The sequence below is a fragment of the Phycicoccus sp. Soil748 genome (assembly GCF_001428025.1).
GTDB lineage: Bacteria > Actinomycetota > Actinomycetes > Actinomycetales > Dermatophilaceae > Pedococcus.
In genome coordinates, this window is the sequence record NZ_LMSC01000005.1 from 523,193 (window position 1) to 541,068 (window position 17,876).

General features: G+C 71.6%; 15 protein-coding genes. 10 read left to right on the forward strand and 5 right to left on the reverse strand.

The features are described 5' to 3' along the window. Positions 1–6: 6 nt before the first annotated feature. Entirely contained in the window at positions 7–1,482 is a 1,476-nt protein-coding gene (locus ASG70_RS04905; protein ID WP_056882769.1) for an NAD-dependent malic enzyme, read from the forward strand. Here ASG70_RS04905 and ASG70_RS04910 read toward each other — a convergent pair. After that, positions 1,447–2,526: an LLM class flavin-dependent oxidoreductase gene (locus ASG70_RS04910; protein ID WP_200949188.1), complete on the reverse strand. Its 1,080-nt coding sequence runs from the start codon at positions 2,524–2,526 to the stop codon at positions 1,447–1,449. The two genes, ASG70_RS04905 and ASG70_RS04910, sit on opposite strands and share 36 nt — an antisense overlap. A gap of 68 nt (positions 2,527–2,594) precedes the next feature. Here ASG70_RS04910 and ASG70_RS04915 point away from each other — a divergent pair, with 68 nt between their 5' ends. The 6 genes from ASG70_RS04915 (at position 2,595) to ASG70_RS04940 (ending at position 9,531) form a co-directional block, all read left to right on the forward strand. After that, positions 2,595–2,993 (forward strand): VanZ family protein, encoded by a 399-nt coding sequence (locus ASG70_RS04915; RefSeq protein WP_235531339.1) that lies wholly within the window; start codon positions 2,595–2,597, stop codon positions 2,991–2,993. Positions 2,994–3,206: 213 nt separating this feature from the next. After that, positions 3,207–5,543: a DEAD/DEAH box helicase gene (locus ASG70_RS04920; RefSeq protein WP_056882686.1), complete on the forward strand. Its 2,337-nt coding sequence runs from the start codon at positions 3,207–3,209 to the stop codon at positions 5,541–5,543. A gap of 102 nt (positions 5,544–5,645) precedes the next feature. Beyond that, positions 5,646–6,200: a YqgE/AlgH family protein gene (locus ASG70_RS04925; protein ID WP_056882687.1), complete on the forward strand. Its 555-nt coding sequence runs from the start codon at positions 5,646–5,648 to the stop codon at positions 6,198–6,200. 49 nt (positions 6,201–6,249) lie between these two features. Beyond that, positions 6,250–6,552: a DUF3039 domain-containing protein gene (locus tag ASG70_RS04930; protein WP_056882688.1), complete on the forward strand. Its 303-nt coding sequence runs from the start codon at positions 6,250–6,252 to the stop codon at positions 6,550–6,552. 132 nt (positions 6,553–6,684) lie between these two features. After that, complete coding sequence (locus ASG70_RS04935; RefSeq protein WP_056882689.1) at positions 6,685–7,650, forward strand: zinc metalloprotease; 966 nt, start codon at positions 6,685–6,687, stop codon at positions 7,648–7,650. A gap of 123 nt (positions 7,651–7,773) precedes the next feature. Beyond that, positions 7,774–9,531, forward strand: coding sequence for a DEAD/DEAH box helicase (locus ASG70_RS04940; RefSeq protein WP_056882690.1), 1,758 nt, complete (start codon positions 7,774–7,776; stop codon positions 9,529–9,531). A gap of 183 nt (positions 9,532–9,714) precedes the next feature. On the opposite strand, the gene ASG70_RS04945 is transcribed toward ASG70_RS04940, so the two are convergent. Continuing rightward, positions 9,715–10,179 (reverse strand): Lrp/AsnC family transcriptional regulator, encoded by a 465-nt coding sequence (locus ASG70_RS04945; RefSeq protein WP_056882772.1) that lies wholly within the window; start codon positions 10,177–10,179, stop codon positions 9,715–9,717. Positions 10,180–10,286: 107 nt separating this feature from the next. On the opposite strand from ASG70_RS04945, the gene hppD reads away from it, so the two are divergent. Then, entirely contained in the window at positions 10,287–11,495 is a 1,209-nt protein-coding gene (hppD, locus tag ASG70_RS04950) for a 4-hydroxyphenylpyruvate dioxygenase (RefSeq protein ID WP_056882691.1), read from the forward strand. A gap of 99 nt (positions 11,496–11,594) precedes the next feature. Here the strand turns inward: hppD and ASG70_RS04955 are convergent, their stop codons facing one another. Then, positions 11,595–13,076: an APC family permease gene (locus ASG70_RS04955; RefSeq protein ID WP_056882692.1), complete on the reverse strand. Its 1,482-nt coding sequence runs from the start codon at positions 13,074–13,076 to the stop codon at positions 11,595–11,597. Between the two features lie 124 nt (positions 13,077–13,200). Between ASG70_RS04955 and ASG70_RS04960 the strand changes: the two genes are divergently transcribed. Further along, on the forward strand, positions 13,201–14,112 hold the full coding sequence (locus ASG70_RS04960) for an RDD family protein (protein ID WP_056882693.1): 912 nt from the start codon (positions 13,201–13,203) through the stop codon (positions 14,110–14,112). Here the strand turns inward: ASG70_RS04960 and fahA are convergent. Both fahA and ASG70_RS04970 read right to left on the reverse strand, forming a co-directional pair. Beyond that, the gene (fahA, locus tag ASG70_RS04965; protein WP_056882694.1) at positions 14,109–15,365 is read right to left on the reverse strand and encodes a fumarylacetoacetase; all 1,257 of its coding nucleotides are present in this window, start codon (positions 15,363–15,365) and stop codon (positions 14,109–14,111) included. The two genes, ASG70_RS04960 and fahA, sit on opposite strands and share 4 nt — an antisense overlap. Positions 15,366–15,367: 2 nt before the next feature. After that, complete coding sequence (locus tag ASG70_RS04970) at positions 15,368–16,240, reverse strand: hypothetical protein (RefSeq protein WP_056882695.1); 873 nt, start codon at positions 16,238–16,240, stop codon at positions 15,368–15,370. 100 nt (positions 16,241–16,340) lie between these two features. Between ASG70_RS04970 and ASG70_RS04975 the strand changes: the two genes are divergently transcribed. Beyond that, positions 16,341–17,579: a homogentisate 1,2-dioxygenase gene (locus tag ASG70_RS04975; RefSeq protein WP_056882696.1), complete on the forward strand. Its 1,239-nt coding sequence runs from the start codon at positions 16,341–16,343 to the stop codon at positions 17,577–17,579. The last annotated feature ends 297 nt before the right edge of the window (positions 17,580–17,876 follow it).

Consider the following 17,876-nt stretch of genomic DNA (forward strand, 5'->3'; position numbering starts at 1 on the left):
CACGGCATGACCGCCGTGCCCTCCGTGTCCAACTCCATCACCGTCCGCCTCACGCTCCCCGCCCGCGCCACCGCGGTCTCCGAGCTGACCGGGATCGTCGAGAAGAACGGGGGACTGGTCACCGGTCTCGACGTCACCGCGTCCGGCGCGGACCGCCTCCGGGTCGACGTCACGGCCGCAGCGCGCGACACGGCGCACGCCGACGAGATCGTCGAGCAGATGCGCGGGGTCCACGGTGTCGAGATCGGCAAGGTCTCGGACCGCACCTTCCTCGTGCACCTCGGCGGCAAGCTCAAGATCGAGTCGAAGGTCCCGATCCGCAACCGCGACGACCTGTCGCTCATCTACACACCGGGTGTGGCCCGCGTGTGCATGGCCATCGCCGAGAACCCGTCGGACGCCCGCCGCCTGACGATCAAGCGCAACACCGTCGCCGTGGTCACCGACGGCTCGGCGGTCCTCGGCCTCGGCAACATCGGCCCCCTCGGCGCACTGCCGGTCATGGAGGGCAAGGCGGCACTGTTCAAGCGGTTCGCCGACATCGACGCCTTCCCGATCTGCCTCGACACCCAGGACACCGAGGAGATCATCACGGCGGTCAAGGCCATCAGCCCGGTGTTCGCCGGCATCAACCTCGAGGACATCTCGGCCCCGCGCTGCTTCGAGATCGAGGCGCGGCTGCGCGAGGAGCTCGACATCCCGGTCTTCCACGACGACCAGCACGGCACGGCGATCGTCACGCTGGCGGCGCTGCGCAACGCGCTGCGGGTCGTCGGCAAGGAGCTCAGCGAGGCCCGCGTGGTCCTGAGCGGTGCCGGTGCCGCCGGCACCGCGATCCTCAAGCTCCTCCTGCGGGCCGGTGCCAGCGACGTCGTCGTCGCCGACCAGTACGGCGTGGTGCACGCCGGGCGCGAGGACCTCGCGGCCGAGGGCCAGCACAACCTGCGCTGGGTCGCCGCCAACACCAACCGGCGCGGCCTGACCGGGACGCTCAAGGAGGCCGTGGCCGGTGCCGATGTCTTCATCGGCGTCTCCGCCCCGGGCATCCTCACCGGCGACGACATCGCCACGATGAACGACGACGCGATCGTGTTCGCGATGGCCAACCCCGAGCCGGAGGTCGACCCGATCGCCGCGGCCCAGCACGCCGCCGTCGTGGCCACCGGGCGGTCGGACTTCGCCAACCAGATCAACAACGTCCTGGTGTTCCCCGGCGTCTTCCGCGGCCTGCTCGACGCGGCCTCCACCTCGATAGACCTCGACGTGATGCTGGCGGCGGCCAAGGCGCTCTCCGAGGTGGTGCACCCCGACGAGCTCAATCCCGCCTACATCATCCCGAGCGTGTTCCACCCCGACGTGTCGAAGGTCGTCGCGGCGGCGGTCAAGGCCGCGGTGCTCGGGCAGGGCCCGGAGGCCGCCGAGCGCGCGGCGGTCGCCGAGGCCGCCTCACCCACGGGCGACGAGGCCGAGCTCATCGGCTAGCAGCTCCAGGCTGCGCAGCTTCGCGTCGAGGTCGGGCGTCGGTGCCACGAGGGTGACCTCGTCGGCGCCGGCCTCGTCCGCCAGCGCCGTCAGGCCCTTGGCCACGTCGGCGGCCGGCCCTGCGTACACCCGGCCCTCGAGGGTGGGGGCAACGCGGGCGTAGTCGTCCGAGAGCCGGAACTCGCGGATCTCCGCAGCGCTCGGCCGGGTGGTGTCGCCGCTGCGGATGCGGCGCATCTGCAGCGCCCAGCCGGCCCGGAAGTCGGCGGCCACGTCCTCGTCGTCGGTGGCCAGGGCCAGCACCGAGATGATGACGCGCGGGGTGTCGCCGAGCGGCCCCGGCCGGAAGTTGCGCCGGTAGGCCTGGAGCGCGTCCACCGCGAGCTCGGGTGCCATGTGGTGGGCGAAGACCGTCGTCATGCCGTTGGCCGCGGCGAACGCCGAGCCCCACCCGCTCGACCCCAGCATCAGCAGCTCCGGCGAGGTGTCGACCACCGGGGTCGCGAGCACCGACCGGAACGGGTGGTCCTCCGGCCAGCTGTCGGCGAGGAACGCGAGCAGCTCGCCGGCCTGCTGCGGGAAGTCGTCCGCGGTCAGGGCCTCGCGCGACCGGCGAAGGGCGAACGCCGTGAGCTGGTCCGTTCCCGGCGCCCGGCCGAGGCCGAGGTCGATGCGGCCCGGGTGCAGCATCTCGAGCGTCTTGAACCACTCGGCCACCTTGAGCGGGGAGTGGTTGGGCAGCATGATCCCGGCGGCGCCGACGCGGATCCCCGACGTCTGCCCCGCGAGGTGGGCGATGAGGATCTCGGGCGAGCTGCTCGCGAGGCCGGCGAAGCTGTGGTGCTCACTGATCCAGTACCGGGCGTAGCCCAGCCGGTCGGCCGCCTGCGCCACCCGCGTGCTGCGGGCGATCGCGTCCTGGGCGCTCAGGCCGGCGGGCACGTCGACGAAGTCCAGCAGGGACAGCGGCCGGGTACGGGGCGCAGCCGGGTCGGTCGTCGGGCCGGCGGTGGGATCGGGGGTGAGGTCGTTCGTCGTAGTCACGTGGGGGCCAACACCGGTCGGGGGTGACCGATTCCGCGGCGGCCGACCACGCCGCCTACCCTGAGCGGGTGACCCGGCCGACCGACACGACGCGTGTCCCCGCGGTTGCTGCGGCGGGCCGTCACCCCGTGGTGCAGGTGGTCGCGCTCCTGTCGGTGGTCGTGCACCTCGCCGCCATCTACTGGCCGCGGGTCAGCGTCGTGGGACCGGTGCCCTGGACCGACAAGGTCGTGCACGTGCTCCTCTTCGGCGTTCCCACGGTGCTGCTCCTCGTGGCCCGTCCGTGGCGGGTGCGCCCCGGGCTCGTCGTGGTGGTCCTCGCGCTGCACGCCCCCGTGAGCGAGCTGCTCCAGCACTTCCTGCTGCCCCACCGGTCCGGTGATGCGTGGGACGCGGTGGCCGACCTCGGGGGAGTGGTGCTCGGCGTCACGCTCGTGGTGGTCGGGAGACGTCTCCGGCGCTGGTAGAGTGGAGGTGCTCAGTTCGGCAGGCGCCTGGCAGCGCCACCGGAGGCACAGTGGCCTCACCACGTTTTCCCGATTCCGACTGAGCCCCACCGGATGACAACTGTTGGTCCGGTCCAGCGGGCGCTGACGCGCCTGAGGCTCGTCTTCATCGCTTCCCTCGCCAGGTGGCTCGAGACGTGTCTACCTCGAGCACCTGAAGTGAGTTGAACATCTGTGCCCAAGAACCTGCGATCCGGCGCGCCCAAAAAGGCCCGTTGGACCCCTGACCAGAAGGCTGCCGCGAAGAAGGGCCCCAAGAAGGCCCACCGTGGTCAGTCCGCTGCCGGTGGCGCCGGCAAGTCCTCGTATGCCAGCCGTCCGGCCCGCGACGCGGACCGCCTGGCCCGCCGCGAGTTCGACCGCGACGACCGGCCCCAGCGCCGCGACTCCCGCGACGACCGCCCGCAGCGGTCGTTCAACCGTGACGACCGTGGCCCCCGCCGCGACTCGCGTGACGACCGCCCCCAGCGGTCCTTCAACCGTGACGACCGCCCGCAGCGGTCGTTCAACCGTGACGACCGTGGCCCCCGCCGCGAGTTCGACCGTGACCAGCGGCCCCAGCGCCGTGACTTCTCCCGCGACGACCGCCCGGTCCGTCGCTTCGACCGTGACGACAACCGTGGCCCGCGCCGCGAGTTCTCCCGCGACGAGCGCCCCCAGCGCAGCACCTACTCCCGTGAGGACCGCCCCGTGACCAGCTACTCCAACGACGACCGCCCGCAGCGTTCGTTCAACCGCGACGACAACCGTGGCCCGCGCCGCGAGTTCAACCGCGACGACCGCCCGCAGCGCTCGTTCAACCGCGACGACCGCCCGGCCCGCACCTTCAACCGCGACGACCGGCCGCAGCGCTCGTTCGACCGCGATGACAACCGCGGCCCGCGCCGCGAGTTCAACCGCGACGACCGCCCGGCCCGCACCTTCAACCGCGACGACCGCCCGCAGCGCTCGTTCGACCGCGACGACCGCGGTCCCCGTCGTGACTTCAACCGCGACGACCGTGGACCCCGCCGTGACTTGGGCCGCGCTGACCGCTTCGACCGCGCCCCCCGTTTCGAGGACCAGGTGGACCCCGAGGCCGAGCGCATGGAGGCCGACACCTGGGTCAAGGCGACCCGCAAGAGCGTCGACGGCCCCGTGACCGTCGCCGAGGACAACGGCTTCGCCGCCCTCGGCCTGTCGACGCGCCTGGTCGAGCGGCTGGCCCGTGACGGCATCACCGCGCCGTTCCCGATCCAGGCTGCGACCATCCCCGACGCCCTCGCCGGCAAGGACGTCCTCGGCCGTGGCCAGACCGGCTCCGGCAAGACCCTCGCGTTCGGCCTGCCCGCCCTGTCGCGCCTGGACAACGGCCAGAAGGCGGCCCCGCGTCGCCCCCGCGCCCTCGTCCTGGTGCCGACCCGCGAGCTGGCCATGCAGGTCTCCGACGCGCTCGAGCCCCTCGTGCACGTCCTCGGCCTGCGCCACAAGCTCGTCGCCGGTGGCCTGTCCTACACGACGCAGATCAACGCCCTCAACCGCGGCGTCGACCTGCTCATCGCCACCCCGGGTCGTCTCAAGGACCTCGTCGAGCGCGAGGCCGTGATCCTCGACGCCATCGAGATCGCCGTCCTCGACGAGGCCGACCACATGGCCGACATGGGCTTCATGCCCGAGGTCACCGCGATCCTCGACCAGATGCCCGCCGGCGGCCAGCGCATGCTGTTCTCCGCGACGCTGGACAAGGGTGTCGACAAGCTCGTCGACGGCTACCTCACCGACCCGGTGACGCACTCCACCGACGACGCCAAGGCCTCGGTCACCACGATGGAGCACCACGTGCTGCTCATCGACCCGATGCACAAGAAGACCATCACCGCTGAGGTCGCCAACCGCTCGGGTCGCACCGTCGTCTTCGTGCGCACCAAGCTCGGCGCCGACCGCGTGGCGCTGCAGCTGCGCGAGCAGGGTGTCTTCGCCGCTGCGCTGCACGGTGGCCTCAACCAGGGCGCGCGCAACCGCGTCCTCGGGGCCTTCCGCGACGGCAGCCTGCCGGTGCTCGTCGCCACCGACGTCGCCGCTCGCGGCATCCACGTCGACGACGTCTCCGTCGTCCTGCAGGTCGACCCGCCGGCCGACCACAAGGACTACCTGCACCGCTCGGGCCGCACCGCCCGCGCCGGTGACAAGGGCACGGTCGTGACCCTGGCCCTCCCGCACCAGCGCCGCACCATGGAGCGCATGGCCCGCGAGGCCGGCATCGACGCGGTGCCGACCAAGGCGGTCCCCGGCGACGAGCGCCTCGCGGCGACCGGCGCCGTCACCCCCAGCGGCATCCCGGTCCCCGAGGACCAGGTGCGCCGGGTGCTCGAGGGCGAGAAGCGCGGCGGCCGTCGTCCCGGTGGACACGGTGGCCCGCGTGGCGGTGGCCCCCGCGGTGGCGGCCCCCGCGGCCCGCGCCAGGGCGGCAACCGCTCCTACGGTGACCGCCCCGGCGGCCAGCGCGAGCGCGGCAGCTACTCGCGCGGCTGACGCCGCCGTCGGCGCCCGGATGATCGGGCGCCAGCTCAACCGAACAGCCACAGCCCCGGTCCCCGCGACCGGGGCTGTGGCGTCTGTGGGCATGATGGTGGGGTGGACACCGACCTGTCGGGCAGCCTGCTCGTCGCGACACCCCAGATCGAGGAGGGGGTGTTCTGTCGCAGCGTCGTGCTCCTGCTCCACCACGACAGCGAGGGCGCCCAGGGAGTCGTGCTCAACCGGCCGATGGAGGCCCGTGTCGACGCCGTGCTGCCGGACTGGCAGCCGCACGTCACCGCGCCCGCCGTCCTCTTCGAGGGTGGCCCCGTGGGACTGGACAGCGCCCTGGGGCTGGTCACCGTGCCCGGCGACGTCGAGCCCATGGGCGTCAAGCGCCTCTTCCGAGGACTGGGCCTGGTGGACCTCGACACGCCTCCCGCGATCGTGGTGCCCGAGGTGGCGGGGCTGCGGATCTTTGCCGGGTACTCCGGGTGGTCGCCCGGCCAGCTCGAGGAGGAGGTGCGCGCGGGGAGCTGGTACGTCGTGGAGTCCGAAGGCCGCGACGCCTTCGACGCCGACCCCACCCAGCTGTGGGTACGCGTGCTGCGCCGGCAGCGCGACCACCTCGCCTTCGTGGCCACATTCCCCTCCGACCCCGAGCTGAACTGACGCCCAACGGGCGCCATGGGCGTCCGGGACCGCGGCATACACTCGGGGCATGAGCGAGCCCCAGATCCCCCTGGACGACCCGCTGGCCCCCTCGGCCCAGCCCTCCACGCAGACCGCCGTGCTCGAGCGCGAGCAGGTCGAGGAGCAGCTGCAGGAACCCGGGGACCACGAGCGCTTCTCCCACTACGTGCGCAAGGAGAAGATCCTCGAGAGCGCCCTGTCCGGCGAGCCGGTGGTGGCGCTGTGCGGCAAGGTCTGGGTGCCCGGCCGCGACCCGAAGAGGTTCCCGGTGTGCCCCACCTGCAAGGAGATCTACGAGGGTCTGCGGGCCCCGCAGGACGGCGGCGAGTGACGCAGGCCCCCTGACCTGCCCTTTTGCGAACGAGTCTTTACCTGCCGTTGAGACCGGGTAGTCCGCGGGAAACGTAGCGTCGCGGCGTCGGCCCCGGTCACCGCAGGCCGGGTGCCCTGTGAAAGGACGCCCATGAAGCTTCGATCCCGCATCGCACTCTCGTCCCTCCTGCTGGGGGCCGCCGCCCTCGGACTGGGCCAGGGCAGCGCCACCGCGCAGCCCATGGCCGGCGAGAGCACCGTCGCCGCCGAGTGCGCCACCCACCACGACTCGGTGAACGCGGCCCGGTCCGCCCGGGGCGGCAACCGCCAGGACGGCAACGAGCTCTCCGCGTCGCAGGCGAAGGCCATGGAGGCCGGTCTGGCGAAGGCGATGGCTGCCAAGGGCTACACCAAGACGGCCAACGGTTCGGCGCGCAAGCCGGGAGGCGGCGGGGCGTTCGCCGCGACCACCGTGCGTGTCTACGTGCACGTCATCACCAGTGGTTCGGCGGGCGCGATCAGCTCCAGCCAGGTCAATAACCAGCTCGCGGTCCTCAACAACGCCTACGCGTCGTCCGGCTTCAGCTTCACCCTCGCCGGGACCGACACCACCAACAACAGCAGCTGGTACAACCTGTCGCAGGGCAGCAGCGCCGAGCGCTCGATGAAGACAACGCTGCGCAAGGGGACGATGGCCGACCTCAACATCTACACGGCCAACCTCTCCGGCGGGCTGCTCGGCTGGGCGACCTTCCCGAAGTCGAGCTACGACGCCATGGACGGCGTCGTCATCCTCGACCAGAGCGTCCCGGGCGGCACCGCCTCTCCCTACAACCTCGGTGACACCGCCACCCACGAGGTCGGCCACTGGGCCGGGCTCTACCACACGTTCCAGGGCGGGTGCACGGGTCAGGGCGACTACGTCTCCGACACCCCGGCCGAGGCCTCTCCCGCCTACGGCTGCCCGACCGGGCGTGACAGCTGCGCCTCGTCCTCCGGCCTGGACCCCATCAAGAACTTCATGGACTACACCGACGACGCGTGCATGAACACCTTCACCACCGGCCAGACCACCCGCATGCAGAACTCCTGGGTGACCTACCGCCAGGGGAAGTAGCACCAGCGCGGCCACTCGCACGAGCTGGCACGAGCTGGCACGAGCTAGCACACCCCGGGGCCCCGGCAGCGATGCCGGGGCCCCGGCATGTCGTTTCCCGACAGCGGCTACCGTGGCTCGCCTATGAGTACCGCCGCCGCTTCGCACCTGTCACCAGCCTTCCCGGAGCGGGCGGCCTGGGGCACGGCCTCCAAGCTCCGCGCCTGGCAGCAGGCCGCGCTGAGCAGCTACCTCGAGCAGGACCCCCGCGACTTCCTCGCCGTGGCCACCCCGGGCGCCGGCAAGACCACCTACGCCCTGCGCCTGGCTACCGAGCTCCTCGGCCGCGGCACCATCTCGGCGGTCACCATCGTGGCCCCCACCGAGCACCTCAAGACGCAGTGGGCCGAGGCGGCGGCGCGGGTCGGCATCCACATCGACCCCAAGTTCTCCAACTCCTCGGCCAGGCACTCCAGCGAGTACCACGGGGTGGCCCTGACGTACGCCCAGGTGGCCAGCCGCCCGTCGCTGCACCGCACGCGCACGGAGTCCGCCTCCACGCTGGTCATCCTCGACGAGATCCACCACGGCGGCGACAACCTGTCCTGGGGTGACGCCATCCGCGAGGCGTTCGAGCCTGCGACCCGTCGCCTCGCCCTCACGGGCACGCCGTTCCGCTCGGACACTTCCCCGATCCCGTTCGTGACCTACGCCGAGGACCGTGACGGCATCCGTCGCTCGTCCGCGGACTACACCTACGGCTACGCCGAGGCCCTGCGCGACGGCGTCGTGCGCCCGGTGCTCTTCCTGGCCTACGGCGGCGCGATGCGCTGGCGCACCAAGGCCGGCGACGAGATCGCAGCGCGACTCGGCGAGATGCTGACCAAGGACGCCATGGCCCACGCCTGGCGGACGGCACTCGACCCCAAGGGTGAGTGGATCCCGTCGGTCCTCGCCGCCGCCGACAAGCGCCTCACCGAGGTACGCCGCGGCGTGCCCGACGCGGGCGGCCTCGTCATCGCCTCCAACCAGACCTCCGCCCGCGCCTACGCCAAGATCCTCGAGTCGATCACCGGCGAGAAGGTCACGACGGTGCTCTCCGACGACGCCGGGTCCTCCGAGCGCATCGAGGAGTACGCCGCGGGCGACTCGCGGTGGATGGTGGCGGTGCGCATGGTGTCCGAGGGCGTCGACGTGCCCCGGCTGTGCGTCGGCGTCTACGCCACCTCCACCTCGACCCCGCTGTTCTTCGCCCAGGCCGTGGGCCGCTTCGTGCGCGCCCGGCGCCGTGGCGAGACCGCCTCGGTCTTCCTGCCCTCGGTGCCAGTCATCCTCGAGCACGCCGCGCGCCTCGAGGACGAGCGCGACCACGCGCTCGACCGGCCGCAGAAGGACGACGGCAGCGCCGCGGCCATGTGGGCCGAGGAGGACGCGCTCCTCGAGGCGGCCAACCGCACCACCCGGACGCCTGACATCGAGCAGCTCACCTTCGAGGCGCTCGAGTCCGACGCCGAGTTCGACCACGTGCTATTCGACGCCAAGCAGTTCGGCCTCAACGCCGTCGTGGGCTCGGACGAGGAGCAGGAGTACCTCGGCCTGCCGGGGCTGCTCGAGCCCGACCAGATGGCGGTCCTGCTGCACGAGCGGCAGACCGCCCAGCACGGGCGCCGACCCAAGGCGGCCGAGCCCGCGCCGGTGTCGGCGCACCGGGCGCTGGCTGCGCAGCGCAAGGAGCTCAACAAGCTCGTCGCCGCCTACGCGCGCAAGAACAACGCCCCCCACGGCGTCGTGCACAACGACCTGCGCCGCGCCTGTGGTGGGCCCTCCCTCGAGGAGGCCACCTCCGAGCAGGTGACGGCCCGGATCGACAAGATCCGCGCCTGGTTCGTCGGCCGCCGCTGAGGGCCGGCGCCACGCCACCACCAGCCCGAAGTCCCAGACCTCGGCCCAAACCGACCCCAGTGCCCTGAAGTCTGGGACTTCGGCTCAATGTGACCCCAGGTGACCCGAAGTCTGGGACTTCGGCTCAATGTGACCCCAGGTGACCCGAAGTCTGGGACTTCGGGTCATCACACGGCGCTTGCCTCAGCCGCCGGACTCCACCAGGGGCAGCGTGCGCAGCGGTATGCGGGTGGCCAGCGAGATCGTGGTGTTGGCGCGCACCACGTGGCGGTCGTCGACCACGGCGTCGATGACCCGCTGCAGGTCGGCGTTGTCCCGGGCGACGATGTGGATGAACACGTCCCCGGAACCGGTGATGGTGTGCGCCTCGAGCACCTCGGGGATCGCCTGCAGGTGCTCGACGACGGGGGAGTGGCCGCGGCCCTGGCGGATCTCCAGCGTGCAGAAGGCCGACACGGGGTAGCCCATCGCGGCCGGGTCGAGCTGCGGGGCCCAGGACCGGATGACGCCGCGGGACGCCAGCCGGTCGAGCCGTGCCTGCACGGTCCCGCGGGCGACGCCGAGGGCCCGGGAGGCCCCGAGCACGCCCACCTGCGGCTGGTCGGCGAAGAGCGCGAGCACGCGACGGTCGAGGTCGTCGAGGATCATGGTCACATTGTCCACCCTCGCCGGGGTATGAGCAGGCACTCTGCGCACTCTGCCCAACTCCACCGCGTACGGTTGCACACACCCGACCCACCCGCCACGCTGCAGCCATGACGGACACCACCCTTGACCTGACCCCGCAGGAGCGCGAGGCCAACCTCGACATCGAGCAGCTCAAGCAGCTCGTCGGCCTCGTCGAGTACGACGAGTCGAAGGACCCCTTCCCGGTCACCGGGTGGGACTCCATCGTCTTCGTCGTCGGCAACGCGACCCAGACCGCGCACTACTACATCTCCGCGTGGGGCATGGAGCTCGTGGCCTACGCGGGTCCGGAGAACGGCCAGCGCGAGCACAAGTCGTTCGTGCTGAAGTCCGGCTCGATCCGCTTCGTCATCAACGGCGCGGTCACCCCCGACAGCCCCCTCATCGCCCACCACGCCAAGCACGGTGACGGTGTCGTCGACATCGCCCTCGAGGTCCCGGACGTCGACAAGTGCGTCGCCCAGGCCAAGGCCGCCGGTGCCCGTGTCGTCCGCGAGGCCGAGGACATCACCGACGAGCACGGCACGGTCCGGATCGCGTCGATCGCCACCTACGGCGAGACCGTGCACAGCCTCGTCGACCGGTCCCGCTACACCGGCCCCTACCTGCCCGGCTACGTCGCCAAGACGTCCACCTTCGAGAAGCGGGAGGGTGCCCCCAAGCGTCTCTTCCAGGCCCTCGACCACATCGTCGGCAACGTCGAGCTGGGCCGCATGGAGGAGTGGGTGACCTTCTACAACAAGGTCATGGGCTTCGTGAACATGGCCGAGTTCATCGGCGACGACATCGCCACCGACTACTCGGCCCTGATGTCCAAGGTCGTGGCGAACGGCAACCACCGCGTGAAGTTCCCGCTCAACGAGCCGGCGATCGCCAAGAAGAAGAGCCAGATCGACGAGTACCTCGAGTTCTACGACGGCCCGGGCGCCCAGCACCTGGCCCTGGCGACGAACGACATCCTGCGCACCGTCGACGAGCTCCGCAAGGAGGGTGTGGAGTTCCTCGACACCCCCGACTCGTACTACGAGGACGAGGAGCTTCGCGCTCGCATCGGCAACGTCCGCGTGCCGATCGAGGAGCTGCAGAGCCGCAAGATCCTGGTCGACCGTGACGAGGACGGCTACCTCCTGCAGATCTTCACCAAGCCCCTCGGCGACCGTCCGACGGTCTTCTTCGAGATCATCGAGCGGCACGGCTCGCTCGGCTTCGGCAAGGGCAACTTCAAGGCGCTGTTCGAGGCCATCGAGCGCGAGCAGGACGCCCGCGGCAACCTCTGAGGCAGCCTCCCACACGACGAGGGCCGGTACGCCGCGTGGTCACCACGCGGCGTACCGGCCCTCGTCTGTTGCGGAAGGCGGCTCACTCGCCCCGGCTGCTCAGTCGCGCTGCGCCAGGCGGGCGTTGCGGCGCCCGTAGGTGAAGTAGACGACGAAGCCCACGAGCATCCACACCAGGAACCGCGACCACGTCTCGAGCGACAGGTTGGTCATCAGGTAGAGGCAGGCCAGGGCCGACAGCACGGGGATCACGGGGTTGAAGGGCACCCGGAACGGTCGCTTCATGTCCGGGCGGGTCCGGCGCAGGATCGGCACCGCGAGCGAGACCACGACGAACGCGAACAGCGTGCCGATGCTCACCAGGTCGGCGAGGTCCTTGAGCGGGACGAGGGCGGCGAGCAGCGCCACGAGCACGATCGTGCCCATGGTGATGCGGTACGGCGTGCCCCACTTCGGGTGCACCTTGGCCACCGCGGGGGGCAGGAGGCGGTCGCGACCCATGGAGAAGCCGATCCGACCCATGGCGACGATGTCGACCAGGATCACCGAGGTCAGGCCGGCCACCGCCGCGATCGAGATGAGCGTGGCGGCCCAGTCCGCCCCGACCGACTCGAACGCGCTGGCGATGGGGGCGCCCTCGTTGAGCTCGCCGAAGGGGACCATGCCGGTGATGACCAGCGAGACGCCGATGTAGAGCACGGTGCAGATGCCGAGGGTGCCGAGGAGGCCGAGCGGCAGGTCGCGGCTGGGCTTGCGCGTCTCCTCGCCGAGGTTCGCGACGGCCTCGAAGCCCGTGTAGGCGAAGAACACCACGGCGGCGGCAGTCAGGACCCCGGCGAAGCCGAACGCCGTCGGCTCGATGCCGAACACCGCCTGGCTCAGGGGCTGCTTGAGGCCCGAGACGCTCTCGGCGACCGGTCGCGACGGCGGCACGAACGGCGTGAGGTTGGCGCCCTTGACGAAGAACGCACCGGCGACGATGACGAAGACGCAGATGGCGACCTTGACGGCCACCAGGGCGTTGGTGACGCGCGCGCTCTCGCGGATGCCGACGATCGCGACGACGCCGAGCACGAGGACGATCGCGACGGCGCCCACGTTGACGGGCGCCTTCTCGCCGAACAGGGACGTGGGCAGGCCGAACAGCTCCTGCATGTAGCCGGACCAGCCGCGCGCGACGACGGCGGCGCCGAGCGCGAACTCGAGGATGAGGTCCCACCCGATGATCCACGCGAAGACCTCACCGATCGTCGCATAGGCGTAGGTGTACGCGCTGCCGGCGGTGGGCACGGCGGCCGCCATCTCCGCGTAGCAGAGCGCCGCCAGCAGGCTCACGAGCCCGGCGATGGCGAAGGAGAACACGACCCCCGGGCCGGCGTGGTTCTTGGCCTCGATGCCGGTGAGGGTAAAGATGCCGGTGCCGATGACGATCCCGATGCCGAACCCCATGAGGTCCACCGCACCGAGCCGCCGCCGCAGGTGGGTGACCTCGCCGCCGGCCTCGGTGCCCGCGTCGTCCGCCTGGGCCAGGACGTCCTCGACGGGTTTGGTGCGCAGGACCGAGTTGCTGGGATCTCTCATGGCCAACCACCCTAGGGTCGGCCGGAGGCAGCCGCCCGGCGGGCACCGCGCCCGTGGCCCGCAGGGGCGCCGCGCGCGCCGCGCCCCTGGCTGGACGCGGGTCCGCGCGTGAGAGGCTGATCCCATGCAGACGCCCACGCACGCCGGCTGGTTCGACGACCCGGAGGACGCCGAGCAGCTGCGCTACTTCGACGGCGTCGTCTGGACCAAGCACACCACCCCGCGCTCCACGCGTCAGGCCGCTCCCGCGCCGGTGCAGCCCAGCCAGCCCGCGTCGTCGGTCCCGCCGGGTCAGCCGTACGGCGCCCAGCAGCCCGGCGCCCAGCCCGGGGCCCAGTCGGGGGCCCAGTCCGGGGCGCAGCGCCCCTTGCCGCCGACGGCTCCGCCGCAGTGGCAGCACCCGAACCAGCAGTTCCCCGGGAGTCCCCAGCCCGGGCAGTGGATGCCGCCGGCGTACGGCGGGCTGCCCACGGCCCAGCCGAGCACCCCTGACGGGCAGCCGCTCGCGTCGTACTGGCAGCGGGTCGGCGCCTTCATCCTCGACTGGGTGGTCCAGGGCGTCCTTGCCGCGATCGTCGGCTACTACTTCCTCGCCAAGGCGATGGGCGACTACGTCGACCAGTTCAACACCATGGTGGGCAACGCCGAGAGCGGCCGGCAGCCGGACCTGACCGCGCTCGCCGACAGCATCGACACCCGCGCCCTGATGGCCTACAGCGTGGTTGCCATCGCGGTGTTCGTCCTCTACCAGACGTTCTTCCTCACCCGGTTCGGCGCGACGCCCGGCAAGCTTGCTGTCGGCATCAGGGTGCGCCTGCGCGACCGGCCGGGTCGCCTCTCGACGGGTGAGGCGCTGCGCCGTGTCGCCCTGCCGGTGGTGCTCTTCGTCGGACAGATCGTGCCGCTGCTCGGCGTGCTGGCCCTCCTCGTGCGCGTCCTCGACCTGCTGTGGGCCTCTTGGGACCCGCAGAAGCAGGCCCTGCACGACAAGGTCGGCCGGACCAACGTCGTCGTGGGGCGCGCTCCCCGTCCCTAGTCGGCTGCGGGGACGATGGTGCCCCGCACCTCGCCCAGCCCGACCCGGCTTCCCCCGGGTCCCGGCGCCCAGGCACGCAGCACGACGACGTCGCCGTCCTCGAGGAACGAGCGGGTGGAACCGTCGGCCAGCGTCACCGGTTCCGCGCCGTTCCACGACAGCTCGAGCAGGCTGCCGCGCGTGCCGCGGTCGGTCCCGGAGATGGTCCCCGAGCCGAACAGGTCGCCGGGGCGCACCGAGGCTCCGTTGACGCTGAGGTGGGCGAGCATCTGGGCGGGGGACCAGTAGAGGTCCCGGTACTCGGGGCGGGAGACCACGGTGCCGTTGAGCTCCACCTCGTAGTGGATGTCCAGCCCGTACGCCGTGCCGTCACCGACGAGGTAGGGCAGCGGCTGGGGGTCCTGCGTCGGCAGCTGGACGCGGGCGGAGGCCAGGGCGTCCAGCGGCACGACCCAGGCCGAGATGCTCGTGGCGAAGGACTTGCCGAGGAAGGGCCCGAGCGGCACGTACTCCCACGCCTGGATGTCCCGGGCGCTCCAGTCGTTGAGCAGGACGACGCCGAAGAGGTGCTCGTGGGCGTCGTTGACCGACACCCGCTGCCCGATCACGGTCGAGCCGCCCACGACGAAGCCCAGCTCGGCCTCGATGTCGAGCCGGACGCTGGGGCCGTAGGTCGGCGCAGCCTCCGAGGGCGCCTTGCGCTGCCCGCTGGGGCGGACCACGTCGGTGCCGGAGACGACGACCGTGCCCGCCCTTCCGTGGTAGCCGATGGGCAGGTGCTTCCAGTTCGGAGTGAGCGGCTCGGAGTCCGGCCTGAACAGGCGACCCACGTTGGTGGCGTGCTGCTCGCTGGCGTAGAAGTCGACGTAGTCCGCGACCTCGAACGGCAGGTGCATCCGCACCTGCTCGAGGGGCACCAGGTAGGGCTCGACGCAGTCACGATGGCTGTCCTGGGTGAGCACCTCCGTCAGCCAGGCACGCGCCGCGCCCCAGGCCTGGCGACCCTGGGCGAGGAACGGGTTGAGGGTGGGCGCGAGCCAGACCTCACCGGACTCCATACCGGCGCGCTCGGCGCACGCCCCGGCGTCCAGGACGAGGTCGCCGACGCGGACACCCACGCGCGGCGCGGTGCCCTCGGTGGAGAAGACGCCGTACGCGAGGGTCTGCAGCCCGAAGGGGTGGTCGGCGGGGACGTCGAGCCACGAGCGGACGGGGCCGGGGGCGGGGCTCGTCTCGGTGGTCTGGTCGGGCACGGTCAGGCTCCTTGGATGAGGCGGCGCGTCATGAGCTCGCTGATCGGGTCGGTGACCTCACAGCACCCGTATGCCGTGAAGCTCCTGCGGATGGATGCCACGTCGTGTGCGGCGAGGGCGCCGGCACGGCGGGCGAGGTCGTCGTCCGCCCGGTCCGCGAGGACTGCCGTGAGCAGGTCGGGGCCGTCGCCGGCCACGGCACGGTGGACCGCCAGCAGCACGTTGAGCAGCCCGTGCTGCTCGCCCTCGGCCCGGGTGCCGCGCACCAGGTGGTGCAGGCCGCCGGTGAGCTTGAACGGGACCTCGCGGCGTACCGCGGCCGCGACGAAGGCCGCCAGCTCCTGCTCGGTCGGCCACGGCCAGGTCGGGGTGGCGCCGGTGCGGAACTTGGCCTGCACGGCCAGACCCTCGTCCAGTGCTCGCCGCAGGTCGTCGAGCGCCTGTGCCTGGTGCTCGTCGCGGTCCACCTCGAGGGTCAGCGGGAGCCCTTGCAGCTGCGCGTCCCGCCACTGCGGGGACCACGCCATCTCCACCCCGACCGGCGTCACTCCGCCGGCTGCGACCAGCGTGGTGACGGCGGTCTGCGTCTCCGCCGTCGTGACGCCGGGCCGCGCCACCAAGGCCACCTCGAGGGGTGGGCTCGCTGCGGAGGACGTGCTCGCCACGACCGTCTCGAGCCGGCCCGCGTCGGCGACCGGGACGAGCAGCGGTCCCACGAGCGGCGCGTACGCGGCGGCCCGGTGGAACCGGTGGCGACGCACGGCCTCCCCGAGCGGGGCGTTGCCCGGAGGGAACACCGCCGCGTCGTCCACGAGCCCGGTGAACAGTGTCGGGTCGGCGACGCGCTGGGAGGCGGCCTCCGACGACGGTGTCATGGCGGCGAGGCTACTAGGGTGGCAGCGGGCCGAGGACCCGGCCCGCGGTCCCTCTGCGAGAGCGGCGGAGCCAGCCGACGAGACCACGACGAGGTGGACAGTGGCGCACTACCAGGCCATGGGTGACATCCCGCCCAAGCGGCACACGCAGCACCGGCGACCCGCCCGCGGCGGCCGCGCCGGCGAGCTCTACTACGAGGAGCTCATGGGGGAGGAGGGGTTCTCCTCCGACTCCTCCCTGCTCTACCACCGCAACATCCCCTCGACGGTGGTCGCGGCGCGGGAGTGGACCATCGGTGACCTGTCCACGACGCCCAACCACCCGCTGGTGCCGAGGCACCTCAAGCTGCACGAGCTGTTCACCGCCGCCGACGTCAAGCGCACCGACGTGGTGACCGGGCGCCGGCTCGTGCTCGGCAATGGCGACGTCCGCATCTCGTATGCCGTCGCCGGCGCTCCCAGCCCCTGGTACCGCAACGGCGTGGGGGACGAGTGCGTCTACGTCGAGCGGGGACGGGCCCGCGTGGAGACGGTGTTCGGCGCCTTCGACGTCGCCGAGGGCGACTACCTCGTGATCCCCCGGGCCACGACCCACCGGTGGATCCCCAAGCGCTCCACCAAGGAGCCGCTGCGCGCCTACTGCATCGAGGCCAACTCCCACATCGCACCGCCGAAGCGCTACCTGTCGCGCTACGGTCAGCTCCTCGAGCACGCCCCGTACTGCGAGCGGGACCTGCGCGGCCCGGCCGGCCCGCTGCTCGCCGAGGACATCGGGGCCAAGGCCGACGAGGAGACCGAGGTCCTCATCAAGCACCGGGGCAACGGCCCCGGCGGGATCGTGGGCACTGCGCACACGCTGCCGTTCCACCCCCTCGACGTGGTGGGCTGGGACGGCTGCCTCTACCCGTACGCCTTCAACGTCCGCGACTTCGAGCCCATCACCGGGCGGGTGCACCAGCCGCCGCCGGTGCACCAGGTCTTCGAGGGCTGGAACTTCGTCATCTGCAACTTCGTGCCGCGCAAGGTGGACTACCACCCGCTGTCGATCCCGGTGCCGTACTACCACTCGAACGTCGACAGCGACGAGATCATGTTCTACGTCGACGGCGACTACGAGGCGCGCAAGGGCTCCGGCATCGGCAAGGGCTCTGTCTCGGTGCACCCGGGCGGCCACGCCCACGGCCCGCAGCCCGGAGCGAGCGAGGCCTCGATCGGGGCGGAGTACTTCGACGAGCTCGCCGTCATGGTCGACACCTTCCGCCCGCTGGAGCTGGGGGAGGGCGGCCGGGCGGTCGACGACGGTGCCTATGCGTGGTCCTGGAGCCGTCCACGCACCTGATCCAGGCGTGAAACCGGCCTCCTGGAACCACCCGGGGCACCAAAGGCATTGCGCTGCAACAGTTCTCGCGCCGGGAGGGCCTCTGCGGCGGCTCCTCAGCCGCCAGCTGGAGGTGCCTGGGACCTCGATTTTGGCGTCTCGCCGATCATGGTCTACAGTTGAGTCATCGCCGAACGCCAAGCGCGCTTCGATCCCGGTGCCTCGCAGAGCGAGGACGGGATTTGACGCCCAAGTTGCGAAGCGAATAACCTACAACGGTTGCCCCGAAGACCTGAGCCGGAAACGGCGGGTTGATGG

Coding starts and splice junctions, on each gene's coding strand:
- ASG70_RS04905 (WP_056882769.1), top strand. CDS start 7: ATGACCGCCGTGCCCTCCGTGTCCAACTCCATCACCGTCCGCCTCACG.
- ASG70_RS04930 (WP_056882688.1), top strand. CDS start 6,250: ATGAGCGAGCCCCAGATCCCCCTGGACGACCCGCTGGCCCCCTCGGCC.
- ASG70_RS04935 (WP_056882689.1), top strand. CDS start 6,685: ATGAAGCTTCGATCCCGCATCGCACTCTCGTCCCTCCTGCTGGGGGCC.
- ASG70_RS04940 (WP_056882690.1), top strand. CDS start 7,774: ATGAGTACCGCCGCCGCTTCGCACCTGTCACCAGCCTTCCCGGAGCGG.
- ASG70_RS04945 (WP_056882772.1), bottom strand. CDS start 10,179: ATGATCCTCGACGACCTCGACCGTCGCGTGCTCGCGCTCTTCGCCGAC.
- hppD (WP_056882691.1), top strand. CDS start 10,287: ATGACGGACACCACCCTTGACCTGACCCCGCAGGAGCGCGAGGCCAAC.
- ASG70_RS04955 (WP_056882692.1), bottom strand. CDS start 13,076: ATGAGAGATCCCAGCAACTCGGTCCTGCGCACCAAACCCGTCGAGGAC.
- ASG70_RS04960 (WP_056882693.1), top strand. CDS start 13,201: ATGCAGACGCCCACGCACGCCGGCTGGTTCGACGACCCGGAGGACGCC.
- ASG70_RS04970 (WP_056882695.1), bottom strand. CDS start 16,240: ATGACACCGTCGTCGGAGGCCGCCTCCCAGCGCGTCGCCGACCCGACA.